Below are 22,494 nucleotides of genomic sequence, written 5' to 3'. Positions count from 1 at the left end.
TTCTCTCGCCCGGGAGCGGTCCTCCGCGGGAAGGGGGCGTCTGCGACACTGGGGAGATGTCGTCGTCGCGCCCGCTGCGCACCCTCCGAGGTGTCGTCGCGGCGACGGTGGCGACGCTCGTCGCACTGTTCTCGCACGTGGCCGGCGGCGGCCAGATCCCGGGTCCGCTCGGTGTCGCGATGCCGCTCGTCCTGTCGGTCCTGGTGTGCGTGGCGTTCGCCGGGCGCAGGCTCTCCCTGGTCCGCCTGGCGGTCTCGGTGGGAGTCAGCCAGTTCCTGTTCCACACGCTCTTCACGATCGGGACCTTCACGGGGCCGGTCGATGCGCCGATGGTGCACGCGCACCACGGTGCCGTGATCGACGTCAGCGCGGCGATGACGCACAGCGGGATGACCGGCTCCTCGATGTGGGCGGCGCACCTCGTCGCCGCCGTCGCGACGACCGCGGCGCTCCACCGCGGCGAGTCCCTCCTCGTCAGGGTCGCCGCGACGACGAGCCACCTCGTCACCCGCCTGGTGCGGGTCCTGCCGACCCCGGCGACCGCTCCTCGACCCGCGCGACGCTCCTCCTTCGAGCTGCGCGACGTGCTCCCCCTCGCCTCGGGCGTCTTCCCCCAGGCGGCGCTGCGGCGCGGCCCCCCTCTGCAGCCCGCCTCCTGATCATCGACGCGAGCCGCGGCGAGGACCTCCCCGGAGGTCTCCGCGGCGTCTGACCGACCCGTCTCCTCCCCCACAGGGGTCTCCGAGGGACGCCGGCCGGTCGGCGTCTCGGTGACTCCTCCCGGACGGATCGTCCTGGCCCGGCGCTCCTGCGCGCCGGCGGAGGGGTCTGTGGAGCGTCCCCTCGGGGACGCCCCTGAAGGGAGCCACGCCTGTGGCACAAGCATCGACACCGGTCGACGACGACCTCCTCCCGCCTCCGCGGCCGCTCGCCACTCCTCTCCGCGGGGCGGAGGCAGCCCTCCTGCTCGCGATACCGGCGGCGGTCGCCGTCGCCCTGCTGGGCCTGTCGTACACCGGGGCGTTCTCGGTGGCGACGCGGCTGATCGACCCCGGCGACCTGGTCGGCCGCGGTCTGGGTGGCGTCCGCGATCGCTGTCCTCGTGTTCACGGCGGCGAACACCATCGGGCAGCCGCTGGACGCGCCGGGCTTCCGGACGCAGCTCGTCTTCTACGCCACGCAGATCGAGCTGGGGCAGACGCTCGTGGCCTCGACGGCGTGCGCGACGGCCGTCCTCCTCCTCACCCTGTTCTCGCGGCGGCGGGCCTGGGTGGCGGCGGCGACCGCGATCGCGGTGCTGGCGCTGCTCCCCCTCTCGCTCTCCGGGCACGCCGCCGGCGCCGACGAGCACGCGAACGCGGTGAACAGCCTGGCCGTGCACCTGATCGGAGTGACGGCCTGGGCCGGCGGGCTCGCCGCGGTGATCCTGCTGCGGCGGACCGTCGGCGCCCAGCTCGGCGTGGTCGTCGCACGCTACTCGGTGCTGGCCGGCTGGGCGTTCGGGGCGGTCGCCTTCTCGGGTCTGGTGAACGCGTCGCTCCGGATCGAGGACCTCGACGACCTGAGCACGCCCTACGGGCAGCTGCTGATCGTCAAGGCCGTCGCGCTGCTCGCCCTCGGCGGCGCGGGCCTCGGGCACCGGCTGCGGCTGATCCCGCGGCTGCGCGCCGACCCGGCCGACCGCCGCGCGTTCGTCGCGATCGCGGTCGGCGAGGTGGTGGTGATGGCGCTGACCATCGGCGTCTCGGTGGCGCTCTCGAACAGCGCGCCGCCGGTCTCGCAGGACCCGATCAGCGGAGACGTCCGGCGCAGTCTGCTCGGCTTCCGCTACCCGCCCGAGGTCACGCCCGAGCGGATGCTCGACCAGTGGCACCTCGACGCCGTCTGGCTCGGGATCGCGGTCGTCGGCGCCGCCCTCTACGTGTCGGCGGTCCTGAGGCTGCGGCGCCGCGGCGACGCCTGGCCGCTCGGGCGCACCGTCGCCTGGGTGGCCGGCTGCGCGGCCCTCGCCTACACGACCAGCGGCGGCCCGGCCGTGTACGGGCAGGTGCACTTCAGCACCCACATGATCCAGCACATGCTGCTGATGATGGTCGTGCCGCCGCTGCTCGTGCTCGGCGGACCGGTGCTGCTCGCTCTGCGGGTGCTGCCGGTGCGCCGCGACGGCGGGCGCGGGCTGCGGGAGTGGATCCTCGCCGTCGTGCACTCCCGCTACCTCGCCGTGCTGTCGCGGGCGCCCGTCGCCGCCGTTCTCTTCGCCGGCAGCCTGGTCGTCTTCTACTACACCGGCTGGTTCGAGTGGGCGATGTTCAGCCACCAGGGCCACGTCCTGATGACCCTGCACTTCCTCGCCACGGGCTACCTCTTCTTCTGGGTCCTGATCGGCGTCGACCCCGGCCCGAACCGGCCCGGCCACGTGCTGAGGCTGCTGGTGATGCTCGCGACGCTGGCGTTCCACGCCTTCTTCGGCCTGGCGATCATGTCGCAGACCACTGTGCTGGCCGCGTCCTGGTGGACCGCGCTCGGATACACCGACACGGAGGCGCTGCTCGCCGACCAGGGCGTCGGCGGAGGGATCGCCTGGTCGGCGGGCGAGATCCCGATGGTGCTGATCGCCCTGGTCGTGGTCGCGCAGTGGGTGCGCTCCGAGGAGCGGACCGCGAAGCGCTACGACCGGCGCGCCGACCGCGACGGCGAGGCCGAGCTCACCGCCTACAACGACCACCTGAACCGGCTCGACAGCCGGAGCACTCCCCGTCCGACCACCACGAAGGAGACCGACCGATGACCTCTCGACCCCTGCGACGGCTTCCCGCCGCGCTGGCAGCCCTCGCCCTGGCGGGCGTCCTGATCGGGACGGCCGGGCCCGTCCAGGCGCACGACCAGCTGATCAGCAGCACTCCCGGCTCCGGTGAGCACTTCACGAACTCGCCCGCGGAGGTGACGCTGACGTACTCCGAGGACGTCCTCACGATCGGCGCGCTGGTCCTCGTCACCGACATGGACGGCATCGACCACGTGTCCGGCCCGGTCGAGCTGACCGACTCGACGGTCACTGCTCCGCTCGAGGCGGCGCTTCCGGGCGGCTCCTACGACCTCAAGTGGCGGGTGGTCTCCGCCGACGGCCACCCGATCGCGGGCGTCGTCCCCTTCACCGTCGGTGACGGCGCCTCGGCGCAGGCCGCGGCCGTGGCGGAATCCACCCCGACCATCGAGCCGACCGTCGTCGCAGCCGCCTCCTCGCAGGCCCCGCCGGACGTCCTCCGACCGGTTCTCATCGGTCTGACCGGCGCGGTCCTCGCCGTCGCGGCCTTCCTCCTGATCACCCGCCGCCGCGGGCGGCCCTCGACCACCGCCGAAGACCGGACGTCGTCGTGACCGCCGACGTCCTCCACCCACCGCACCACTTCACAGGAAGGCGCCACACCATGCGCACTCGACACGTCACCACCCTCTCCGCCCTCTCGGCCGCAGCCCTGCTCGCCCTGACCGGCTGCAGTGCCGGAGCCTCCGGCAGCCCCTCCGCCGAGGTCGCGCCCGCCGCGACCGAGGTGAGCATCACCGACGGCTGGGTGAAGGCCGCCGACTCCGGCATGTCCGCCGCGTTCGGTGAGCTGGAGAACTCCGGCACCGAGGACGTCACCGTCGTGTCCGCCACCTCCGCCGCGTCCTCCGAGCTGGAGCTGCACGAGACCGTGGCGAACGAGTCGGGCGAGATGGTGATGCGCGCCAAGGAGAGCGGCTTCACGATCCCCGCCGGCGGCAGCCTCGAGCTCGCCCCCGGCGGGAACTACATCATGCTGATGGACCTCGCCGCGCCGATCGTCGCCGGGGACGAGGTCACCGTCACCCTCACCTTCTCGGACGACTCCACGACGGAGTTCACCGTCCCGGCGCGCGACTACGCCGGCGCGAACGAGGACTACGAGGGCGGCGACATGGACATGGACATGGGCGGAGAGGGCTGATGAGCGAGGACCGCGAGACCGGCCACGGCGCCGACGAGCGCCCGCGCAGCGCCGTCAGCCGGCGACGGCTCCTCCTCGGCGGAGCAGTCGCCGGCATCGGCGCGGCCGGTGCGATCGGAGCGGACCAGCTGCTCGGCCGCGGCGGCGCTGCGCCGGCAGCGGCCGCCGCGCTGAACGGCGACGAGACGATCCCCTTCCACGGTGCGCACCAGGCGGGGATCGCCGCGAAACCGCAGGCGCACGCGACCTTCGTCGCCCTCGATCTGCGCGAGAGCACCGACCGGGACGGGCTGCGGCGGATGCTGCGCATCCTGTCCGACGACGCCGCGCGCCTCACCCAGGGGCAGCCGGCCCTGGCCGACTCCGAGCCCGAGCTCGGCGTGGTCCCCGCCCGCCTCACCGTGACCTTCGGGTTCGGGCCGAGGCTCGTGTCCCTCGCGGCCGGCGAGGCGGCGAAGCCGGCCTGGCTGGCACCGCTGCCCGCGTTCGGGATCGACCGGCTCGAGGAGCAGTGGAACGACGGGGACCTGCTGCTGCAGTTCCACGCCGACGACGCGTTCACGATCGCGCACGCGCTGCGGATGCTGCTGAAGAACACCCGCACCTTCGCGACCGTCCGCTGGACCCAGACCGGGTTCCGCCGGGCGCACGGCTCCGAGAAGGTCGGCACCACGATGCGGAACCTGTTCGGCCAGGTCGACGGGACCGTCAATCCGCGCCCCGAGGACGTCGACTTCGACGAACTGGTCTGGGTCCGCGACGGCTGGCTCGCCGGCGGCACCGGGCTGGTGCTGCGCCGGATCCGGATGGACCTCGACAAGTGGGACCGCCTGGACCGCAGCGGCCGCGAGCAGTCCGTCGGGCGGACCCTCGCGAACGGCGCGCCCCTCACCGGGACGGCGGAGGCCGACGAGCCCGACTTCGAGGCGACGACGGCCATCGGCTTCCCGGTGATCCCGGAGTTCTCGCACATGAGGCGCGCCCGCTCGGAGAACACCGCCGAGCGCTTCCACCGCCGCGCCTACAACTACGACGACACCCCGACGGGCGAGGACATCTCGAACTCCGGGCTGATCTTCGCGGCGTACCAGGCCGACGTCACCGCGCAGTTCGTGCCGATCCAGAAGCGACTGGACGAGCTGGACCTGCTCAACGAGTGGACGACGCCGATCGGCTCCGCCGTCTTCGCGATCCCGCCGGGTTGCGTCGAGGGCGGTTACATCGGCGACACCCTCCTCTGACCCTCACCGGCACCCGCCACAGCACCGAAGGACCAGAAGCATGACCACCACCGCCACGAGACCCCGCGACTCCGCCGACACCCCGCCCCCGCCGCGCAGAAGCAGCGGAGGCTGGCTCGGACAGCTGCTGCTCCGCCTGCACTTCTCCGCCGCCCTCTTCGTCGGGCCGTTCATCCTCGTCGCCGCGACCAGCGGAGCGCTCTACGCACTCACCCCGCAGCTCGAGCAGGTCGTCTACGCGCAGGAGCTGCACGCCCCCGAAGCGGACACCTACCTGCCCCTGGCCGACCAGATCGACGCCGCCGACGCGTACACCGGAGGCGGGCAGAGCATCGTCGCCGTCCGCCCCGCACCGAACCCCGGCGACACCACCCGGGTGATGTACGCGGACCCGTCGCTCGGCGCCAGCGAGACCCGCGCGGTCTTCATCGACCCGGCCACCGCCGACGTCCGCGGCGACCTCACCGCCTACGGCACCAGCGGCGCCCTGCCGTTGCGGACCTGGGTCAGCGACCTGCACCGGACGCTGCACCTCGGGGACGTGGGCCGCTACTACAGCGAGCTCGCCGCCTCCTGGCTGGGGGTCGTCGCCCTCGCCGGCCTGGGCCTCTGGATCATCCGCCTCCGCCGCGCCCGCGTGAAGAGGGACCTGCTGCGCCCCGCGCCGAGGACCACCGGCTACAAGCGCCTGTTCTCCTGGCACGCCTCCACGGGCGTCTGGCTGCTCGTCGGCGCCCTGTTCCTCTCGACCACCGGCATCACCTGGTCGCTCTACGGAGGCGGGAACTTCGAGACCCTCCGCTCCGCAGTCGGCTGGACCACGCCCTCGCTGGGGACGACGCTCGGCGACCGGACCGGCGAGGTGGCCGACGAGCACGCCGGGCACGCCGGACACGGCGCGGCCACCGGCGACGCCGTCGAGTCGACGGCGGGCTACTCGCCGGCCGCCTACGACTCGGTGCTCTCGGTCGCCCGCGAGGTCAACGTGAACACGGGACTGGTCGAGATCCGGCCGCCCGCGGCGGAGGGCTCGGCCTGGGTCGTGCAGGAGATCCAGCGCAGCTTCCCGACCGAGGTCGACGGCGTCGCGATCGACGGGAGCACGATGCAGGTCGTCGACCGGGTCGACTTCGCCGACTTCGGCCTCGTCGCCAAGCTCTCCCGCTGGGGCATCGACACGCACATGGGCTCGATGTTCGGGCTGCCCAACCAGCTGCTGCTGTTCGTCACCGCGGCCGGCATCGCCACGATGGTCGTGCTCGGGTACCTGATGTGGTGGAAGCGCCGCCCCACCCGCGGCCCCCGACGGCTCGTCGGCACCCCGCCGGCCCGGGGAGCGCTCCGGCGCGCGCCGTGGTGGGGAGTCGCGTCCGTCCTGGTCGTCGCCGGCGCGGTCGGGCTGTTCCTCCCGCTCGTGGGTGCGAGCCTCGCGGCCTTCGTGATCGTCGACACGCTGCTGGGGCTCCGACCCGCGCACCGCTGAGCGCGCGCGCCGGCCCGGTGAGGTCCACCGGGCCGGCGTCACAGCCCCTTCGGGAAGCCGAGGGAGCGCAGCACGGGGTCGAGGCCCTCCCATTGCTGACGCCGCTCCGCGTCCCGGTCGGCGCCGCTCCCCCGGAGTCCGACCGCCTTCGCGGCGTACACGGCGGCGTGCGAGCAGTGATCGACCATGTGCGCGACGGCCGCGGCCTGCCCGGCCGCCCGCGCGGCAGCGGTGGCGGCCCGCTCGCCCGCCTGCGTCGCGGCGCGGGCTGCGGCGTGCGCCGCGAAGGCCGCCGTGCGGCACTCCGTCATCGGAGCCTCGCCCCGCTCCCACGCGAAAAGGACGTCGAGCGCGCGCCGGGGCCGGGGATCGTCCGGGTCCCACTCCTCGAACGCGGGGAGGGCGCGCTCCGCGCACTCCGCCGCCCACCGCGCGAGCGCCCGGTGGACCTCCGGCTCCGGATTCGCCCAGGCCGGCTCCTCCGCTCCGCTCACGGGTCTTCCTCCGATTCCGGAGCTCAGCTCAGGCGCTCGGTCAGGTGGACGGTGACGACGTCGCCGAGGTCCTTGCCGATCGTCTTCCGCAGTTTCGCGCTGATCGACAGCATGTGACCGCCGGCGCCGGTCGGCAGCAGGCCCGCGGTCACCGGCTCGCCGTCGACGGTGGCGACCACCCTCACGGACCTCCCTGTGCCGAGCAGCTCGACGGAGCCGGGCACCTCGACGCACGACCAGAGGTCGCCCTTCACGGCGACACCGATCGGGGCGGTGAAGGCGAGGTCCAGGGGGCCGGCGCTCATGCGCTCTCCTCCGCGGACGCCGCGCTCTCGCCGGAGGAGTCCTGCCCGCTGTACCGGTCGAGGATCTCGTCGTACATCGCGGCGTCGAGCAGACCATCGGACAGGGCCCGGCGGACCTCCTCGAACTCCCCCGGGTCGAGGGTCGTCCAGTCGACGCCGTCGCTCGGCGATCCGGGCCGGTAGCACCGGCGGCCGAGCTCGTCGACGGCCTGCTCCCGCGTCAGCTCCCCCGCGGCGAAGCGCTGCGCGATCCCGTACGGTGTCGCGCCGGAGAAGCCGGAGCGCACGTGCGGCAGCGCGGCGGCGGCCTCGATCCCGTCGGACACCTCGTCGATCGACATGCGGACCCCTCCCGTCCGAGGGTCCACCGACCCTCCCGTCGACCCTACGACGAGACGTCGCATCCCGGTCGGGCCGGGCGACGCGCACTGCCCTCGACATGCGGCTACCGTTCCTCCATGACCGGACGCGCCGCTACGTCCCGGCACGAGTTCCGCGTCGACTCGCGCACGCTCGTCGCCCACGACTTCCCCGGCACTCGAGCCCCCCGCGCTGTCGTCGTCTGGTGCGGAGGGACACCGCACACCGGCGCACTCCTCGCTCCCCACGTCGACGCCGCTGCGGCGCGCGGCATCCGGCTCGTCTCCGTCGCCCGTCCCGGCTTCGGCGGCTCGATGCGGGCTCCCGGACGGAGCATCGCGGATGCGGCCGCCGATGTGCTCCGCGTCGCCGACCTGCTCGGGATCGAGCGTTTCGCAGTGACGGGCTACTCCGGCGGCGGCCCGCACGCACTGGCCGTCGGGGCTCTCGGAGGTGATCGCGTCGTGGGCGTCGCGACGTTCGGCAGCCCGGCGCCCTTCAGTGACGACGGAGCGTGGTTCGACGGCATGCAGGATCCGGGCGCTCTCCGCAGCGCGCGCAACGGCCGGGCTGTGCGCGAGGAGTGGGAGGAGACGGCCCGCTTCGATCCGGAGCAGTTCACCGGTGACGACTACTCGGCCCTCGACGGCCCGCTGACGGCGCTCGGCGCAGAGGCCGGACGCGCCGCGGAGCTCGAACAGGGCGGGAGCGTCGACGACGACCTCGCCCTCGTCATGCCCTGGGGCGTCGACCTCTCGCGCCTCACCGCGCCGGTCCTCCTCCACCACGGCGCGGCGGACAGGGTGGTCCCGGTGGCCCACGCGGAGCGGATCCGCCGCCTCCACCCGGCTGCGGAGCTCACGATCCGGCCCGGTCGAGGCCACATCGGCGTCCTGCTCGACTGGCCGGACGTCCTCGACCGCCTCCTCGCGGACGGGACCCCCGGGGACCGCCCCGGCAGCGGAGGCTGAGCGTCTCATCGCGGCCGGCAGCGGATCCGACGCGCAAGGTGGGCCTGGAAGGGCCACGCTTCGGGAGGGCTCCCTCCGCGAGGATCACGGCATGGCCCCCCACACGGATCCCCGCCGATGACTCTGCAGGACCTCGCCGACGAGCTCGCCCAGGCTCTCGACCGCCCGGTGACGATCGAGGACGCCTCGAGCCGGGTGCTGGCCGCGACGCGCGCGCGCGAGGAGGCGCCTCACGACGGGGTGTTCCCCGTCCAGGATCCGCGGGGTCGGCTCGCGACCCTCCTCCTCCCCCGGGAGCGGCCCGCGCCGCTCACTCCGGCCGAGTACTCGCTCATCGATGCGGCCGTCGGAGCGATCCGCCGCCTCCTCGGCCCCTCGACGCGGGCGGGCGGCAGCTCCCGGCGCGCGGACGTCCTCGCGGCGCTCCTGTCGGGCGACGGCGGCACCAGGCGCGCCTCCTTCGCCGAGGCGGTCGAGCGCCGCTGGCTGCGCCGGGACGCCCAGACCGTGGTCCGCGCGGTGCGGCTGACCGGCCCGACCGGCTCCCTCCAGCGGACGGCGCTGGCGCGGCGGATCGACGCGAGCGCGGCCTCAGGTCTGACGTTCCTCGGCGACCAGGAGGGCGTGCTGTTCTTCGTGAGCGTGGAGGCGCCCGAGGCCGCCGCGGAGGCGGACGACGTCCTGCGGGCGGAGGCGCGCGGCCGCGGCACGGCCGTCGACGCGATCGGCTCGGCCCGCTTCGACGTCCGCGACGACGACCTCCTGCCGACCGCCGAGCGGGCCGCCCTCGCGGCGACCATCGTCGGCTCCCTGCCCGACGGCCGCGGCCGGGCCGACATCGCCGAGCTCGGGGCGTGGGTGCTCCTCGCCTCGATCGGGGCGGACAGCTCGCAGCTCGCCATGCTCTCGCCGGCCGCGGCGACGCTGCTCGAGCGGGGCGACGAGGTGCAGCGGCGAACCGTGGAGGCCTACCTCGACGTGCGCGGCAGCGTGCGGGAGGCGTGCGGGCTCCTCCACATCCACCGCACCACGCTCTACTACCGCCTCGACAACCTGCCCGAGGCGGTCCGGGAGGCGCTCGACGACGGCCTCGCCCGCAGCACGCTGCACCTCTGCCTCAAGCTGATGAAGTTCCGCGACGGGCTCGAGCGGCGGCGGGCCTCGTGACCGTGCCCGGGGACCTCCCGCAGGTCCGCCTCTACGGGCGGCGCGAGAGCCGCGACGCGTGGGAGATCCGCGACCTCCTCTCGCGCAGCGTCGTCTCGTTCTCGTGGACGCCGATCGACACGGACGAGCAGTGCCTCGCCGTCGCCGGGCACCCGCTCGCCACCGCGTCACTCCCCCTCGTGGTGTTCCCGGACGGCAGCCGCGCCTCCGATCCGACGCTCGCCGAGGTCGCGGCCCGGCTCGGCTGGGTGGGCTCGCCGCGGCTCGCGGAGTACGACCTCTCCATCTACGGAGCCGGCCCGGCCGGGCTCTCGGCCGCCGTGTACGCCGCCTCGGAGGGGCTGAAGGTCGTGGTCCTCGAGCGCTCGGCGATCGGCGGGCAGGCCGGCTCGAGCAGCCTGATCGAGAACTACCTCGGCTTCCCGCACGGGATCGCGGGAGCCGATCTGGCCGAGCGCGCGCGGCAGCAGGCCGTCTCGTTCGGCGCCGAGCTGCTGCGGATGCGCGAGGGGATCCGCGGGCGCTTCGCCGACGACCGGATCCACGCGCTGCTCGCCGACGGGACGACCGTCGTCGCCCGCACCAACATCTGCGCCACGGGCATCCAGTGGCGCCGGCTCGGCCTCGAGCGCGAGGACGAGATGCTCGGCGTCGGCCTCTACTACGGTGCCGGCACGAGCGAGGCGCCGCTCTGCGAGGGCGAGGACGTCGTGGTCGTCGGAGGCGGCAACTCGGCCGGGCAGGCCGTGATGAACCTCTCGGCGCACGCGCGGCACGTGACCATGCTGGTCCGCGGCCCGGATCTGGCCGACAGCCTCTCCTCCTACCTCGCGGAGCGCGTCGTCCGGCAGCCGAACGTGACGATCCTGCTCGACTCCCGCGTCACCCGCCTGCACGGCGCCGACGCCCTCGAGTCGATCGAGGTCGAGAACTCGGCGACCGGCGCGCACGGGGCGCTGGCCACCTCCCACCTCTTCGTCTGCATCGGCGGCGAGCCGGACACCACGTGGGCGGCGGAGACCGCGATCGTCCGCGACTCCGGCGGCTACCTCGTGACCGGACCGGATCTCGCCGGCGAGCACGCCGCTCCCGACTGGCCGCTCGAGCGGGCGCCGTTCTACCTCGAGACCAGCGTCCCCGGCTCCTTCGCCGCGGGCGACGTGCGCCGCAGCTCGGTCAAGCGCGTCGCCTCCGCAGTCGGCGAGGGCGCGATGGCCGTCACCTTCGCCCACCGCCACCTGCAGGAGACCTCGTGAGCCGCCGGCTGCCGACGGTGCGCCACGGCGTCGGCTTCTGGATCGTCGCCGCGACCTTCCTGCTCGTGATGGCGTACTCGACGGTGCCGACTCCGCTCTACCCGCTCTACCAGCAGCTCGACGGCTTCCCGCCGTTCGTGATCACCGTCGTCTTCGCCGCCTACGCGGTCGGAGTGATCGTGAGCCTGTACCTCGCCGGTCACGTCAGCGACTGGCTCGGCCGCCGCCGAGTGCTGCTGATCGCGGTGCTCGTCTCGGCGGTCTCGGCCGTGCTCTTCTCGCTGACGACGGAGGTGCCGGGGCTGATCGTCGCCCGCTTCGTCAACGGCGTCAGCATCGGGATGCTCACCGCCACGGCGACCGCCCACCTCGGCGAGCTGCGCGCCCGCGCCCGGCCCGACGAGAACACGATCGTCGCCGCGTCGATCTCGGGCGCGGTGAACCTCGGCGGACTCTCGCTGGGCCCGCTGCTCGGAGGGGTCTTCGCCGAGTTCCTGCCCGATCCGCTCCTCCTGCCGCACCAGGTGTTCCTGGTCGCGCTGCTCGTGGCGGGCCTGGCGCTGCTCCTCGTGCCCGAGACGGTCGACGTGCCGGAGACGGCGCCCGCCTACCGGCCGCAGCGGCTCTCGGTGCCGGCGGACGCGCGCCGGGCGTTCCTGCTCGCGGCGTTCGGAGCCTTCTCGGGATTCTCCGTCCTCGGCCTCTTCACCTCGCTCGCACCGACGTTCCTGGTGCAGACCTTCCAGGTGCGCGACCACCTGCTGGCCGGAGCGACGTCCTTCGCCGTGTTCGCCTCCGCGGCCCTCGGCCAGCTGCTGCTCGTGAAGGTGGGGACGCGCCTGCAGCTCTCGATCGCGGTGGCGGGCTGCGCGGTCGGGCTGGCGGCGGTCGCGGCCGGAGCGATCGCTCCGCAGCTGGGGGTGTTCCTCGCCGGGGCCGTCGTCTCGGGCTTCGGGGTGGGGCTGCTCTTCAAGGGCTCGATCGGCACGGCGGTCGCCCTCGCGGATCCCGCCCGCCGGGGCGAGACCCTGGCGGTGGTGTTCCTGGTCGCGTACACGGGGCTCGCGGTGCCCGCCCTGGCGGCGGGAGCGGCGCTCAACCTCGTCGCCGCGACGACGGTTCTGACGGTGTTCGCGGCGCTGGTGCTGGCGGCGACCGCGACGGCCGGCGTGCTGCTGCGTGCCCGCAGCGCGGCGGCCGGGCGATGAGCGGCGGAGCGGGGCGGCGCTGCGGGGTGCGGGCCGGCGGCCGTCCGGGTGCCGGCCGCGTGCACCCCGGACGGCCGCCCGCCGCGTCAGAAGTCCTCGCGCCGCTCCTGCTCGGCCTCGGCGGCCGGCTCGAGCGCGGCGAGATCCCCGAGCGCGAGGCGCAGCTGGCGCAGCAGCCACTCCTCGGTCAGCGCACCCGCGTCGAGCGCGTCCAGCCGGCGGAGGCGCTCGGCTGCCGACCCGGTGAGGTCGGCGGGCGTCCCCGCGCTCATGCGCCGTACCCCGCTCCGCGGAGCAGGCGGCGCAGGTCGACGAGCTGCTGCTCGTCCACGTCCTTGTGGTGCGGCCGGTGGAGGGTCTCGGTCGTCGAGCCGACCGTCACCGAGAAGGCGCCGTCGTGCTTCTCGTGGACGGTGCCGACGGCCTCGAGCAGCGTCAGCACGTCCGCCCAGAGGACGTTGTGGCTCGGCGAGTCCTCGAGCAGCCGCTCGAGGGTGTCTCGCTGGTTCGAGTGGAGGTGGCGGGTGTCGGTCATGAACGGCCCTTCGGTGTCTGCGCACGCGCCCCGGTGGCGGTGCTCGGCGTCGCGTCCGACGGTAGGCGCGCGGGTGGAGCCGGTGCGCGAGTCGGATGACTCGAAGAGCGGACGCCGCGGGGCGGCCCCGCGAGAGGTGCGGTTCCCACGAGAGGTGCGGCCGTGAATCCGGAGCCGAGCGACCGCCTCGACGAGGAGGAGCATCCCCGCACGCCCGCGCTGCCCGAGGCCGCCGTCTCCGCCGCGTCGCTCCCGGACCGGCCGGCCGCGTTCCTCAACGCCCTGCTGACCGAGCACTTCGTACTGGAATCGGCGCGCGGCATCACCGTGACGGAGTCGAGCAGCCGCGCCTCGCTCTATCTGACGATGCTCTCCAGCTCGCTCGTGGCCTTCGGCTTCCTCGCCCCGACCCGGTACGCGATGGGGTTCCTCGCGGTGATCATCCCGGTCGTCGTGCTGCTGGGGGTGTTCACCTACGAGCGGCTGGTGCAGACCTCGATGGAGGACATCGCCGCGCTGACGGCCATCCAGCGCATCCGCCGCTACTACGGGACGCTGCTGCCGGGCGCGGGCGCCTACTTCGCAGTGCCGCGCGGCCGCCACGCGCCGAACGAGCTGCTCGAGATCGGCCGGCGGCAGAGCTGGCGGGGCATCTTCTTCACGATGTCCTCGGCGATCGCGGTGGTCAACTCGATCGTGGCGGGCGCCGGAGTCGCGCTCGCGCTGACGCAGAGCGGCGCGGACGAGGTCCCCGCGATCGCGTGCGGGATGGCGGCCGCGGTCGTCCTCGCGGTGCTGCACGGGGTGTACCAGTTCCACCGTTACCGGCAGATGCGGTTGCGGATCGCCGAGGCGGAGGCGCTGGACGGGGTCGAGAGGGGGTGACGGGGCGGGGCCCGCGGGTGACGGGCGCCGCTCATGCGCGGCGCCGGCGCCGGCTGCGGTCGGCGGCTGGCCGGCGTGCGTCGACCTGCTCCCGCGACTCCTTCCGCGACTGCTCAAGAGTTGTCGCACTCGACGCCCAGTGCGACAACTCCTGGACTCTCGTGGCGATCGCTCCCCGGCGGGCCGCCGCGAGCATCCAGAAGTCGCCGTCGTCGGTCGCGATTACGGCGACTTCTGCGGTCTCGCGGAGGCGCGCGGCTCAGCCCCGCTCAGCCCCGCTCGGCGCGCTCGGCGAGGAGGTACTGCCAGTCGCGCGGCACGCGGTCCTTCGGCCCCGGGGTGGTCTGGCTCGCCGGGTGGCTCTGCGGGTCGGCCAGGGCGGGGCCGTCGGCGTAGTCGTCGGTCCGGTAGTCCCAGAACCAGTCCTCGCCGGGCTCGAAGCTGCGGATGACCGCGTGGCCGGTCGAGCGGTAGTGGGCCGTCGCGTGGCGGTTCAGCGAGTCGTCGCAGCAGCCGATGTGCCCGCAGAGCGCGCAGCGGCGCAGGTGCAGCCACCACGAGCCGGACTGCTCGCACTCGACGCAGCCGGGGCCGCTCGGCGGGACGGAGGGGTCGATCATCTGCTGCGACGTCATGCGCTCAGCATGCGCCTCCCGCGGCGGCAGGCACCAGGTCGGATGACTCGATCCTGCGGCTCCGTCACGCGCTCCGGGCGTCCTCGAGGCTGAGGAGCGCGTCGCGGAGCCCGGCCCGCGAGGTCACCCCGAGCTTGGGGAAGATCCGGTACAGGTGCCCGCTGACGGTGCGGGGCGAGACGAAGAGCTGCTGGGCGATCTGCTTGTTCGACAGGCCCGCGGCGGCCAGGGAGACCACGCGCCGCTCCTGCTCGCTGAGGTCGGCGGCGACCGGCGCCTCCCCCGCTCCGCCCGCCGCCCGCAGCTCGTGCTGGGCGCGGGCGAGCCAGAGCTCGGCCCCCACCGCGGCGAACCCCGCGGCGGCCTGGCGGAACCGGGTGCGCGCCTCCAGCGGGCGCATTCGGCGGCGCAGCCACTCGCCGTGGCAGAGCTGGACGCGCGCCCGCTCGAACGGCCACTCCTCGGAGGCCGGGTCGAGGGAGCGCTCGAAGAGGGCGCCCGCGCCGCCGGTCGGATCGAGGACCGCGGTCGCCGCGAGGGCGAGCATCCGCCCGCGGGGAGCGAGGGGCCGCGCGGCGAGGTCCGCCGCGGCCGCCGCCAGCTCGGCGCAGCGCTCGGGCAGGCGGAGGCGCGAGGCGGCCTCGGCTGCGTCGAGGAGCTCCAGCGGATCGCCGCCGGCGCGGGAGGAGGAGCGGGCGTGCGCCTCCTCGAAACGGCCGCCGCCGAGGTCGAGCGAGCACAGGGCGTGATCGGCGGCGCGCGCGACCGACGCCGCTCCGTGCCGCAGCGCCCAGGCCGTCGCGCGCTCGGCGCACTCGAGGGTGCGTGCCCGGTCGCCCTGCACGGCGTGGACTCGGGCGCGAGTCGCGTCGATCAGCGCGCGCACGGCGGGCAGGTCGTCGGCGCGGGCGGCCGCGCGGTCGAGGTCGGCCGAGGCGTCGTCGAGGCGACCGCCGTCGAGGGCGGTGGTGCCGCGGCGGAGGAGGGCGAGGGCGCCGGGCAGGCCGTCCGCCTCCTCCCCGCCGTCGAGGAGCCCGGCGAGGCGGTCGCGGCGCTCGTCCGAGACCTCGAGCAGCGACCAGGCGAGGTGCAGCGCGACCGTCTTCCACGGGTCGCCCGTGACCGCGGAGTCCTCGGCGAGCAGCAGGCGGCGCTCCCACTCCTCGTCCGGGACCGGCCGCACGCAGGCCTCCACGAGGCGCAGGACGGGATCGAGGGGGTGCTCCTCGCCGACGGCGAGCGCCTCCTGCCACCACGCGGGATCGCCGCGGAGCATGCAGGCGAGGTGGAGAACGGTCGCCAGCAGGTCGGCGGCGGCGTCGTGAGGGGCTGCGTGGTCGGCGGGGATGCTGCCGGCGTCGTCGTTGGAGGCGCCGGTCTCGGCGGGAGAGACACCGCCGACAGGAGAGGCACCACCGACAGGAGAGTCACCGCCGGCGAGCGAGGCACCACCGACTCCCGCGCCCCCACGCCCCACCCGAGCGCCGAGCCCCCGGAGGGCCGCGCGGCGGACCCCGCCCACGTCCCCCGTGCGGAGCAGCGCATCGGCCAGCCGCGCCGCCTCGACGCCGGCCCCGGGAACCCCGCCGTCCTCCCGCGAGCGATCGACCACCCGCTCGAGGGCCGCCGCGTCGCCGGTGAAGGCCGCGACGGCGGCCGCGCGCGTCTCGAGCTCCTCCCGCAGAGCACCACCGCGCGCACTCGACCGCGCCTCGGCGAGGAGGAGCAGCGCCTCCTGCGGCCGACCCGCGCGGAGTCGCTCCTCCGCCGCGTCCCTCAGCAGCCGCGCCCGCTCCTCCGGCCCGGCCGCGTCGTCCGCCGCGAGCAGCAGGCGGAGGTGCGGGGCCGATTCCGGGCGCTCGGCGAGCCGCCTCCGTGCCGCCCGCAGCGCTCGGGGCGACGCCGTCGAGAGCACCACCGCGCGGACCACCGGGTCGCGGAACGCACGGCCGCCCGCCGTCAGGATCCCCGCCTGCACCAGGGCGCGGTCCCCGTCTCCGGGGGCCGACCCGATGCTCTCCGGGAACTCGGCGCCCGCCACCGCGGCGACCAGGAGCGCCTCCCGGCACTCCTCCGACAGCGGAGCCAGCAGGTCGAGCACCCTGGTCTCGGCCTGCTCGAGCCGCGGGTAGACCGGGAAGGGCGAGGGAGCGTCCTCGTCGGCCCAGGCCCGCCCGAGGACGTCGAGGAGCAGCGGATTCCCCTCCGCGACCCGCAGCAGGCGCGCCTCGACGGCGAGCGACCGCCGGCCGCCGTGGGCGCGCAGGAAGCCGCGGGCCGCCTCCGCGTCGAGGGGCTCGGTGCGACGGTGCCGGAGGCCCTCCCAGCCGGCGAGGACGCGCCGGTCGCCGGTGGCGAGGAGGCAGGCGGCGCCGACCTCGTCGACCAGCCGGGTCACCAGGGCCTGGAGGGTCTCGCGGGCGGCGACGTCGAACCGCTCCCAGTCGTCGACGACGATCAGGAAGCCGGGGTCGCAGGGCGAGGCGGAGGAGTCGCGCGCCCGCTGCAGACGGCCGATCAGCGTGGCGAACAGCGCGAGCGAGGACGCGCCGATCACGGCGTCGCCCCGGTCCGGCCGCACCTCCACGACCTCGCAGCCGGCGGCGCGAGCGGTGGCCGCGGCGGAGCGCAGCATGTGCGTCCGGCCCGAGCCGATCCCGCCCTCGACCACCAGGAGCCGCTCCCGCGCGGGCGACGCCGAGCTCAGCATCCGGACCACCACGTCCTCGGGAGCGCTCGGGTGCGCGGGCGGCGAGGAGAGTGCACTGATCGTCATCGCGACTCCTGAGGGACGGGTTCCGAGGACCCCATGCTGACCGCCGGGCGCGGGCGCGCTCTCCTCCCTCTGTCGGAACCCTCCGGAGCGCTCCCTCTGTCGAACCCTCCCGAGCGCCCGGCCCCCCGGTCGGCGCCGGGCAGGAGGCGCAGCAGGGCAGTGGGCCCCGCGGGCGCCCGACGGTACTCTGTGTCCCACCGGACGACCGGTACGGCCCCACCCCCGCACGACCGCCGCTCGACCCGGCGGGTGATCCGATGGAGTCGCACGATGAGCTCTCGCAGCCCCCTCGCGGAGTTCCTCCGCGCTCGCCGGGCGGCGCTGCGGCCGGAGCAGGTCGGCGTGCCGACCGCGGGCACCCGGCGGCGGGTGCCGGGCCTGCGCCGCGAGGAGGTCGCCGACCGCGCCCGGATCAGCCGCGACTACTACCTCCGCGTCGAGCAGGGGCACGCGGTCGCCCCGTCCGACCAGGTGCTGAACGCCCTGGCCGAGGCGCTCGCCTTCGACGAGTTCGAGCGCGCCTACCTCTTCCGGCTGGCCCGGCTGCGCCCCGGCCCGCGCGATCCCGACTCCCCTCCGCCGGGCCAGGGCGTGGAGTCGCTGCTCGCCCACTGGCCGAGGACCCCGGCGTACGCGTTCGACCGCAACCTCGACGTCCTCGGCGCGAACGACCTGATGAGCCGTCTCGCCCCCGACAAGGGCGTGCCCGGCGCCAACATGCTGCTCTCCACGTCCCGCGGCTACGTGCGCGCCGTGGCGAACGGCGACCCGCCGGACCAGCTGCAGGCGTGGGGCCAGGTCTTCCGCGAGCTGATCGCCGCGCTGCGGTTCTACAGCGTCCCCGACGATCCGCGGCTGCACGAGATCGTCGGCGAGTGCTCGGTCGAGAATCCGCTGTTCCGGTCGATCTGGGCCGAGTACCAGGTCCGCCCCTTCACCCACCGGTGGATCCGCGTCCACGTCGAGCCGTTCGGCTGGCTCGACCTCGAGATGCAGACCCTGGAGCTCGCCGGCGCTCCGGGCCGGTACGTCGTGACCTACCTCGCGGCAGCGGGGACTCCGGCAGCCGCGGCCGTCGACGTCCTCGCCTCGCTGCGGCCCGCTCCGGAGGCGGGCACCGCGCTGGCCGCCCCGGCCGGCGCCTGACGCGTGGCCGCGAGCCGGGCGAGATCCTCGCGACCCGCCGCGTCACCCGCCTCGAACAGGAGCAGGAGGCGCGCGCCGTCCCGGACCAGCCGGTAGTCCATCGGAACGGAGCCGACCGCGGTGTCGAGGAACACGACCGACCCGCGTGCGTCGGCCTCCGCCCCGGCCGCCCACGAGTCTGCGAACCGGGGGCTCCTCGCCGAGAGCTCCCCGACGACCGTCAGGAACTCCCGGTCCCCCCGATGCCGCTCGAGCGAGTCGCGGAGCATCGCCGCGACCTGATCGGCCGCGGACCCCCAGCAGGGCAGGTCCTCGACCTCGGACGAGTCCAGGAAGGTGAAGCGGGCGACGCTCACTCCCGGGGCGAAGGCGGGCGAGAGCGCCCGCGCGAGCGGAGTCGCGGCCAGCACGCGCAGGTGCCGATCCAGCAGCACCGCCGCCCTAGCCGCCCACGGCAGGAGCGCCGCCCCGTGATCCTCCGTCATGTCCCCGTCCCCTCCGCGCGTCCCTCCCTCAGCGCAGCGGAGTGATCCCCTGCGTCCCGGGCGGGAAGGTCGCCAGCACCTCCTCCGGGATGTTCAGGTGCTGCGCGACCAGCGACGGCGGCAGGTGGCTCAGCCACTGGGCGAGCGACACCTCCTCGTAGCGGGAGCTCTTGAAGGTCTCGATGTAGACGAGCGTGTCGTCGCCGGTGTTCTCCACGTAGTGGCCGAAGTTGCGGCGCACGACGCCCACGTCTCCGGCGTGGAAGTCGGTCGTGTTGGCGTGCGGGCCGGTGTTGAAGACGGTCATCCGAGCGGATCCGCGGAGGTAGTACTGCCACTCGTCGGCGTTGGGGTGCCAGTGCAGCTCGCGCATCGAGCCGGGCTCGACGGTCGTCAGCGCGGCCGAGACCGTGCGCGAGGCCGGGAAGTTCGTGCTGTCGGCGACCTGGATCCGGCCGCCGCTGTTCTGGTACGCGGGCTCCGAGCGGGAGAGCCGGAAGATCACCGCCTCGTCACCGTCCTGCACCCCGGCCGCGGCCCGGTCGGCCTGGAGGTCGCCGGGCACGTCGCCCGGGAAGATCCAGAGGTCGTGCAGCGGGATGTCGCGGAAGACCTCCTGCGCGACGCCGAAGTTCTTCGCCAGCACGTCCGGCGGCGTGTGCGCGAACCAGTCGGTGAGCAGGAGCGTGTTGCTCTCGGACTGCTCGCCGTCGTCGAACGCGAGCACGAACTCCGCCCCGTCCGGGCCGAGGCCCTGCAGGGAGTGCGGCAGGCCGGGCGGGAAGTACCAGAGGTCCCCCTCCTGCACGTCGTCGACGCTGGGCCGGCCGGTGCGGCTGAGCGTGGTGATGCGGCAGTTCCCCTTGGTCATCAGCGCCCACTCGGCGCTCTGGTGCCAGTGCAGCTCGCGGATCCCGCCGGCCTCGAGGTACATGTTCACGCCGGCGATCTCGTTCGAGATCGCGAAGTCGGCCTGCGTGAGCTCGCGCGCCCAGCCTCCCCGCTGCACCCGCCGCGGCGAGATGTTGAAGGAGGACCAGAAGAACGGCTGCGTGCTGATGTCCGTCGCGGGGGCGGCGATCTGGTTCGGGAACAGTCCCTCCAGGACGCGGTTCTGCGGGCCGGTCATCGTGTTCGCCGAGGGATCGCCCTCGGTGTTCACGATCCCCTCCTGGGGGAGGTCCGGGTCTCCGAAACCGGGGGTCTCGTGGTGCGGAGCGGTGCTGTCGTCGGGTTCCACGGCGTTCTCCCTGCTGATCGTCCTGCGCGCCTGCGCTGCTCCGATCCCACCGCTCCGGCCCGGGCGGCACCACGGTCATCCGACTCGATCCGCGCCCCGACGACCGGCCGCGCTCAGCCGCCCAGGCCCTCGAGCACGTCCCGCGAGGGCACGAAGTAGACCCCGCCGGTCGTCGCGGTCGAGAAGTCGAGGAGGCGGTCGTGCCGGCCTGCGGGCACGCCGACGAACATCCGCGTCAGCATCGTCTCGATCACCGACAGGTCGGCGGCCAGGCCGAGGAAGTACGTGCCGAACTCGCCCCTGCCGGGCCGGCCGAAGGGCATGTTGTCGCGGAGGATGTCGTGCTCGGTCCCGCCGGCGTCGACCACGGTCGCGAGCCCCTTGTGCGAGAGCTGCGCCGGATCGTCCTCGCGCTCGACGTTGTCGGCCTTGCTCCGGCCGATGACCCGCTCCTGCTGCTCGGTGGTGAGCGCGTGCCAGGACGTCAGGTCGTGCAGGTACTTCTGCACGACCAGGTAGCTGCCGCCCGCGAACGCCGCGTCCTCCGCGCCGATCAGCGCGACGCGGGGCAGCGCCTCCCCGGTCGGGTTCTCGGTGCCGTCGACGAAGCCCAGCAGGTCGCGGTTGTCGAAGTAGCGGAAGCCGACCACCTCGTCGCGGACGACGACGTCCTCACCGAGCGCGTCGAGCAGGAGGCGCTCGAACTCGAAGCAGGCGTCGTCGCGCTCCGCCCGGATGTGGAACAGGAGGTCGGTCTGCGTCGAGACGGCCGTGTGCGCCGCGCCGACCACCTCCCGGAACGGGTGCAGCTGCGCGGGGCGCCCCTCCCCGCCGAAGCGGTCCCACGCGTCGCTCCCGATCCCGACCAGGCAGGAGAGGCGCAGGCCCAGGTCGCGGAAGCCGACCGCGCGGAGGATCCCGCCCACGTCGGCGACGACGTCCCGCACGCGGTCCGCGGCGTCCTGCCCGCCGACGATGTCGAGCGAGAGGAAGACGGCGGACCGGCTGAGCGGAGCGACGACCGCCTGCGGCTCGATCGGGACGCGGTCCTCGACGGTCACCGGAGCACCGCCCGCCGGGGCGTCGTCGTCCTGCGCGTCGGCAGGGCCGTCGTCGTGGGCGTCGTCGTGGGCATCGCGACCTCCGATCCGCGCGCCGCGGGAGGGCGCGTCCGCCGCGATCCTGTCAGCGTCCGCGGTGCCGGTCACGAGTCATCCGACCCCACTCGGCGAGCGCGGCCGGCGGCCCCGGCACCGCCCGGGCGACCAGGTCTGGACGATCGTCGGAACATCTGCCCGCGCCCTTCAGGGAGCGCTTCCACGCCCCTATCGTGGAGCCGCTCCCCACCCTCATCCGGGGAGGCACCACCTTGGACACGACCCGGGCCGGGCTCGGGATCGACACGAGCACGGAGGTTCGAAGATGCCGTTTGTGACCACGGACGACGACGTCGAGATCTACTACAAGGACTGGGGCAGCACCGACGCGCAGCCCATCGTCTTCCACCACGGCTGGCCGCTGTCGTCCGACGACTGGGACGCGCAGATGCTGTTCTTCCACGCGCACGGCTACCGCGTCATCGCGACCGACCGCCGCGGGCACGGACGCTCGACCCAGGTCGGCACCGGACACGACATGGACCACTACGCCAGCGACGTGAACGCGGTCGTCGAGCACCTCGACCTGCGGAACGCGATCCACATCGGCCACTCCACCGGAGGCGGCCAGGTCGCGCGCTACGTCGCGAAGTACGGCGAGCCCCAGGGCCGCGTGGCCAAGGCCGTCCTCGTCTCGTCGGTCCCGCCGCTGATGGTGCAGACCGAGGCGAACCCCGAGGGCACGCCGATCTCGGTGTTCGACGGCTTCCGCGACGCTCTCGCGGCGAACCGCGCCGAGTTCTACCAGGCCGTGGCCTCCGGGCCCTTCTACGGCTTCAACCGCGAGGGCGTCGAGCTCTCGCAGCCCGTGGTCGACAACTGGTGGCGCCAGGGCATGACCGGATCCGCGCTCGCGCACTACGAGGGCATCAAGGCCTTCTCGGAGACGGACCAGACCGAGGACCTGAAGGCGATCACCGTCCCCGTCCTCGTCACCCAGGGCGACGACGACCAGGTCGTCCCCTACAAGGACGCCTCGCTCAAGCAGCACGAGCTGCTGCAGAACTCGACGCTCAAGATCTACGAGGGCTACCCGCACGGCATGCTGACCGTCCACGCCGACGTCATCAACCCCGACCTGCTGGCCTTCATCCAGGAGTAGCGCGGTCCGCTCGCAGGCGCGTCCCGGCCGTTCCGGGGCGCGCCTGCGTGTCTGCGCTCGGAGCGGGGCCCCGGCGCCCC

23 protein-coding genes are annotated in these 22,494 nt (G+C 74.3%); 13 read left to right on the top strand and 10 right to left on the bottom strand.

Going from position 1 to position 22,494, the window contains the following annotated elements; all coding sequences use genetic code 11:
- Positions 1-56 precede the first annotated feature (56 nt).
- The 6 genes from C5D50_RS04970 to C5D50_RS04945 all read left to right on the top strand — a co-directional run bounded on the left by C5D50_RS04970 (position 57) and on the right by C5D50_RS04945 (position 6,692).
- Positions 57-659, top strand: a complete 603-nt coding sequence (locus tag C5D50_RS04970) for a hypothetical protein (protein WP_104282918.1) — start codon at positions 57-59, stop codon at positions 657-659.
- Between the two features lie 419 nt (positions 660-1,078).
- The gene (locus tag C5D50_RS04965; protein WP_258069556.1) at positions 1,079-2,788 is read left to right on the top strand and encodes a bifunctional copper resistance protein CopD/cytochrome c oxidase assembly protein; all 1,710 of its coding nucleotides are present in this window, start codon (positions 1,079-1,081) and stop codon (positions 2,786-2,788) included.
- Positions 2,785-3,378 (top strand): copper resistance protein CopC, encoded by a 594-nt coding sequence (locus C5D50_RS04960; RefSeq protein ID WP_104282917.1) that lies wholly within the window; start codon positions 2,785-2,787, stop codon positions 3,376-3,378. Before C5D50_RS04965 ends, C5D50_RS04960 begins: the two co-directional genes overlap by 4 nt.
- Before the next feature lie 50 nt (positions 3,379-3,428).
- Positions 3,429-3,968: a copper chaperone PCu(A)C gene (locus C5D50_RS04955; protein ID WP_104282916.1), complete on the top strand. Its 540-nt coding sequence runs from the start codon at positions 3,429-3,431 to the stop codon at positions 3,966-3,968.
- Positions 3,968-5,209, top strand: a complete 1,242-nt coding sequence (locus C5D50_RS04950; protein ID WP_104282915.1) for a Dyp-type peroxidase — start codon at positions 3,968-3,970, stop codon at positions 5,207-5,209. Before C5D50_RS04955 ends, C5D50_RS04950 begins: the two co-directional genes overlap by 1 nt.
- A gap of 40 nt (positions 5,210-5,249) precedes the next feature.
- Positions 5,250-6,692 carry a PepSY domain-containing protein gene (locus C5D50_RS04945; protein WP_104282914.1) on the top strand — a complete coding sequence of 481 codons (1,443 nt, stop codon included), beginning with the start codon at positions 5,250-5,252 and terminating at the stop codon, positions 6,690-6,692.
- A gap of 38 nt (positions 6,693-6,730) precedes the next feature.
- On the opposite strand, the gene C5D50_RS04940 is transcribed toward C5D50_RS04945, so the two are convergent.
- The 3 genes from C5D50_RS04940 to C5D50_RS04930 are packed head-to-tail and all read right to left on the bottom strand — an operon-like array spanning position 6,731 to position 7,832.
- Positions 6,731-7,186 carry a putative immunity protein gene (locus tag C5D50_RS04940; RefSeq protein WP_104282913.1) on the bottom strand — a complete coding sequence of 152 codons (456 nt, stop codon included), beginning with the start codon at positions 7,184-7,186 and terminating at the stop codon, positions 6,731-6,733.
- 23 nt (positions 7,187-7,209) lie between these two features.
- Positions 7,210-7,491, bottom strand: coding sequence for a DUF1905 domain-containing protein (locus tag C5D50_RS04935; protein WP_104282912.1), 282 nt, complete (start codon positions 7,489-7,491; stop codon positions 7,210-7,212).
- Positions 7,488-7,832: a hypothetical protein gene (locus C5D50_RS04930; RefSeq protein WP_104282911.1), complete on the bottom strand. Its 345-nt coding sequence runs from the start codon at positions 7,830-7,832 to the stop codon at positions 7,488-7,490. The genes C5D50_RS04935 and C5D50_RS04930 overlap by 4 nt, the downstream gene beginning before the upstream one ends.
- Positions 7,833-7,949: 117 nt before the next feature.
- Here C5D50_RS04930 and C5D50_RS04925 point away from each other — a divergent pair, with 117 nt between their 5' ends.
- The 4 genes from C5D50_RS04925 to C5D50_RS04910 all read left to right on the top strand — a co-directional run bounded on the left by C5D50_RS04925 (position 7,950) and on the right by C5D50_RS04910 (position 12,453).
- Positions 7,950-8,822 (top strand): alpha/beta fold hydrolase, encoded by an 873-nt coding sequence (locus C5D50_RS04925; protein ID WP_104282910.1) that lies wholly within the window; start codon positions 7,950-7,952, stop codon positions 8,820-8,822.
- A gap of 117 nt (positions 8,823-8,939) precedes the next feature.
- A complete protein-coding gene (locus tag C5D50_RS04920; protein WP_104263397.1) occupies positions 8,940-9,989 on the top strand; it encodes a helix-turn-helix domain-containing protein in 1,050 nt (349 codons plus the stop codon).
- A complete protein-coding gene (locus tag C5D50_RS04915) occupies positions 9,986-11,245 on the top strand; it encodes an NAD(P)/FAD-dependent oxidoreductase (RefSeq protein ID WP_181137295.1) in 1,260 nt (419 codons plus the stop codon). Before C5D50_RS04920 ends, C5D50_RS04915 begins: the two co-directional genes overlap by 4 nt.
- On the top strand, positions 11,242-12,453 hold the full coding sequence (locus tag C5D50_RS04910; RefSeq protein ID WP_258069555.1) for an MFS transporter: 1,212 nt from the start codon (positions 11,242-11,244) through the stop codon (positions 12,451-12,453). The genes C5D50_RS04915 and C5D50_RS04910 overlap by 4 nt, the downstream gene beginning before the upstream one ends.
- Positions 12,454-12,539: 86 nt before the next feature.
- On the opposite strand, the gene C5D50_RS04905 is transcribed toward C5D50_RS04910, so the two are convergent.
- Together C5D50_RS04905 and C5D50_RS04900 are read right to left on the bottom strand one after the other, a co-directional pair.
- A complete protein-coding gene (locus C5D50_RS04905; RefSeq protein WP_104224778.1) occupies positions 12,540-12,725 on the bottom strand; it encodes a hypothetical protein in 186 nt (61 codons plus the stop codon).
- Complete coding sequence (locus C5D50_RS04900; RefSeq protein WP_104257441.1) at positions 12,722-12,988, bottom strand: hypothetical protein; 267 nt, start codon at positions 12,986-12,988, stop codon at positions 12,722-12,724. Before C5D50_RS04900 ends, C5D50_RS04905 begins: the two co-directional genes overlap by 4 nt.
- A gap of 162 nt (positions 12,989-13,150) precedes the next feature.
- Here C5D50_RS04900 and C5D50_RS04895 point away from each other — a divergent pair, with 162 nt between their 5' ends.
- A complete protein-coding gene (locus C5D50_RS04895; protein WP_104288940.1) occupies positions 13,151-13,873 on the top strand; it encodes a hypothetical protein in 723 nt (240 codons plus the stop codon).
- 269 nt (positions 13,874-14,142) lie between these two features.
- Here C5D50_RS04895 and C5D50_RS04890 read toward each other — a convergent pair whose 3' ends face one another.
- Positions 14,143-14,508 carry a UBP-type zinc finger domain-containing protein gene (locus C5D50_RS04890; RefSeq protein ID WP_104284037.1) on the bottom strand — a complete coding sequence of 122 codons (366 nt, stop codon included), beginning with the start codon at positions 14,506-14,508 and terminating at the stop codon, positions 14,143-14,145.
- A 64-nt stretch (positions 14,509-14,572) separates the two neighbouring features.
- Positions 14,573-17,284, bottom strand: a complete 2,712-nt coding sequence (locus tag C5D50_RS04885; protein ID WP_104288939.1) for a LuxR C-terminal-related transcriptional regulator — start codon at positions 17,282-17,284, stop codon at positions 14,573-14,575.
- 270 nt (positions 17,285-17,554) lie between these two features.
- Here C5D50_RS04885 and C5D50_RS04880 point away from each other — a divergent pair, with 270 nt between their 5' ends.
- The gene (locus C5D50_RS04880; protein WP_181137294.1) at positions 17,555-18,430 is read left to right on the top strand and encodes a helix-turn-helix transcriptional regulator; all 876 of its coding nucleotides are present in this window, start codon (positions 17,555-17,557) and stop codon (positions 18,428-18,430) included.
- Here C5D50_RS04880 and C5D50_RS04875 read toward each other — a convergent pair.
- From C5D50_RS04875 to C5D50_RS04865, 3 genes are all read right to left on the bottom strand, one after another.
- On the bottom strand, positions 18,322-18,915 hold the full coding sequence (locus C5D50_RS04875) for a hypothetical protein (RefSeq protein ID WP_104282907.1): 594 nt from the start codon (positions 18,913-18,915) through the stop codon (positions 18,322-18,324). The two genes, C5D50_RS04880 and C5D50_RS04875, sit on opposite strands and share 109 nt — an antisense overlap.
- A gap of 28 nt (positions 18,916-18,943) precedes the next feature.
- Positions 18,944-20,155 carry a cupin domain-containing protein gene (locus C5D50_RS04870; protein ID WP_258069554.1) on the bottom strand — a complete coding sequence of 404 codons (1,212 nt, stop codon included), beginning with the start codon at positions 20,153-20,155 and terminating at the stop codon, positions 18,944-18,946.
- A 113-nt stretch (positions 20,156-20,268) separates the two neighbouring features.
- A complete protein-coding gene (locus C5D50_RS04865) occupies positions 20,269-21,363 on the bottom strand; it encodes a Dyp-type peroxidase (RefSeq protein WP_308471090.1) in 1,095 nt (364 codons plus the stop codon).
- Positions 21,364-21,577: 214 nt separating this feature from the next.
- Here C5D50_RS04865 and C5D50_RS04860 point away from each other — a divergent pair, with 214 nt between their 5' ends.
- Positions 21,578-22,414, top strand: coding sequence for an alpha/beta fold hydrolase (locus C5D50_RS04860; RefSeq protein WP_104227375.1), 837 nt, complete (start codon positions 21,578-21,580; stop codon positions 22,412-22,414).
- Positions 22,415-22,494 lie beyond the last annotated feature (80 nt).

This window comes from Rathayibacter sp. RFBD1, assembly GCF_002932915.1.
Classification (GTDB): domain Bacteria; phylum Actinomycetota; class Actinomycetes; order Actinomycetales; family Microbacteriaceae; genus Rathayibacter.
This window is presented reverse-complemented; position numbering and strand designations above follow the sequence as displayed.

Coding starts and splice junctions, on each gene's coding strand:
- C5D50_RS04970 (WP_104282918.1), top strand. CDS start 57: ATGTCGTCGTCGCGCCCGCTGCGCACCCTCCGAGGTGTCGTCGCGGCG.
- C5D50_RS04960 (WP_104282917.1), top strand. CDS start 2,785: ATGACCTCTCGACCCCTGCGACGGCTTCCCGCCGCGCTGGCAGCCCTC.
- C5D50_RS04955 (WP_104282916.1), top strand. CDS start 3,429: ATGCGCACTCGACACGTCACCACCCTCTCCGCCCTCTCGGCCGCAGCC.
- C5D50_RS04950 (WP_104282915.1), top strand. CDS start 3,968: ATGAGCGAGGACCGCGAGACCGGCCACGGCGCCGACGAGCGCCCGCGC.
- C5D50_RS04945 (WP_104282914.1), top strand. CDS start 5,250: ATGACCACCACCGCCACGAGACCCCGCGACTCCGCCGACACCCCGCCC.
- C5D50_RS04935 (WP_104282912.1), bottom strand. CDS start 7,491: ATGAGCGCCGGCCCCCTGGACCTCGCCTTCACCGCCCCGATCGGTGTC.
- C5D50_RS04930 (WP_104282911.1), bottom strand. CDS start 7,832: ATGTCGATCGACGAGGTGTCCGACGGGATCGAGGCCGCCGCCGCGCTG.
- C5D50_RS04925 (WP_104282910.1), top strand. CDS start 7,950: ATGACCGGACGCGCCGCTACGTCCCGGCACGAGTTCCGCGTCGACTCG.
- C5D50_RS04920 (WP_104263397.1), top strand. CDS start 8,940: ATGACTCTGCAGGACCTCGCCGACGAGCTCGCCCAGGCTCTCGACCGC.
- C5D50_RS04905 (WP_104224778.1), bottom strand. CDS start 12,725: ATGAGCGCGGGGACGCCCGCCGACCTCACCGGGTCGGCAGCCGAGCGC.
- C5D50_RS04900 (WP_104257441.1), bottom strand. CDS start 12,988: ATGACCGACACCCGCCACCTCCACTCGAACCAGCGAGACACCCTCGAG.
- C5D50_RS04890 (WP_104284037.1), bottom strand. CDS start 14,508: ATGACGTCGCAGCAGATGATCGACCCCTCCGTCCCGCCGAGCGGCCCC.
- C5D50_RS04885 (WP_104288939.1), bottom strand. CDS start 17,284: ATGACGATCAGTGCACTCTCCTCGCCGCCCGCGCACCCGAGCGCTCCC.
- C5D50_RS04880 (WP_181137294.1), top strand. CDS start 17,555: ATGAGCTCTCGCAGCCCCCTCGCGGAGTTCCTCCGCGCTCGCCGGGCG.
- C5D50_RS04875 (WP_104282907.1), bottom strand. CDS start 18,915: ATGACGGAGGATCACGGGGCGGCGCTCCTGCCGTGGGCGGCTAGGGCG.
- C5D50_RS04860 (WP_104227375.1), top strand. CDS start 21,578: ATGCCGTTTGTGACCACGGACGACGACGTCGAGATCTACTACAAGGAC.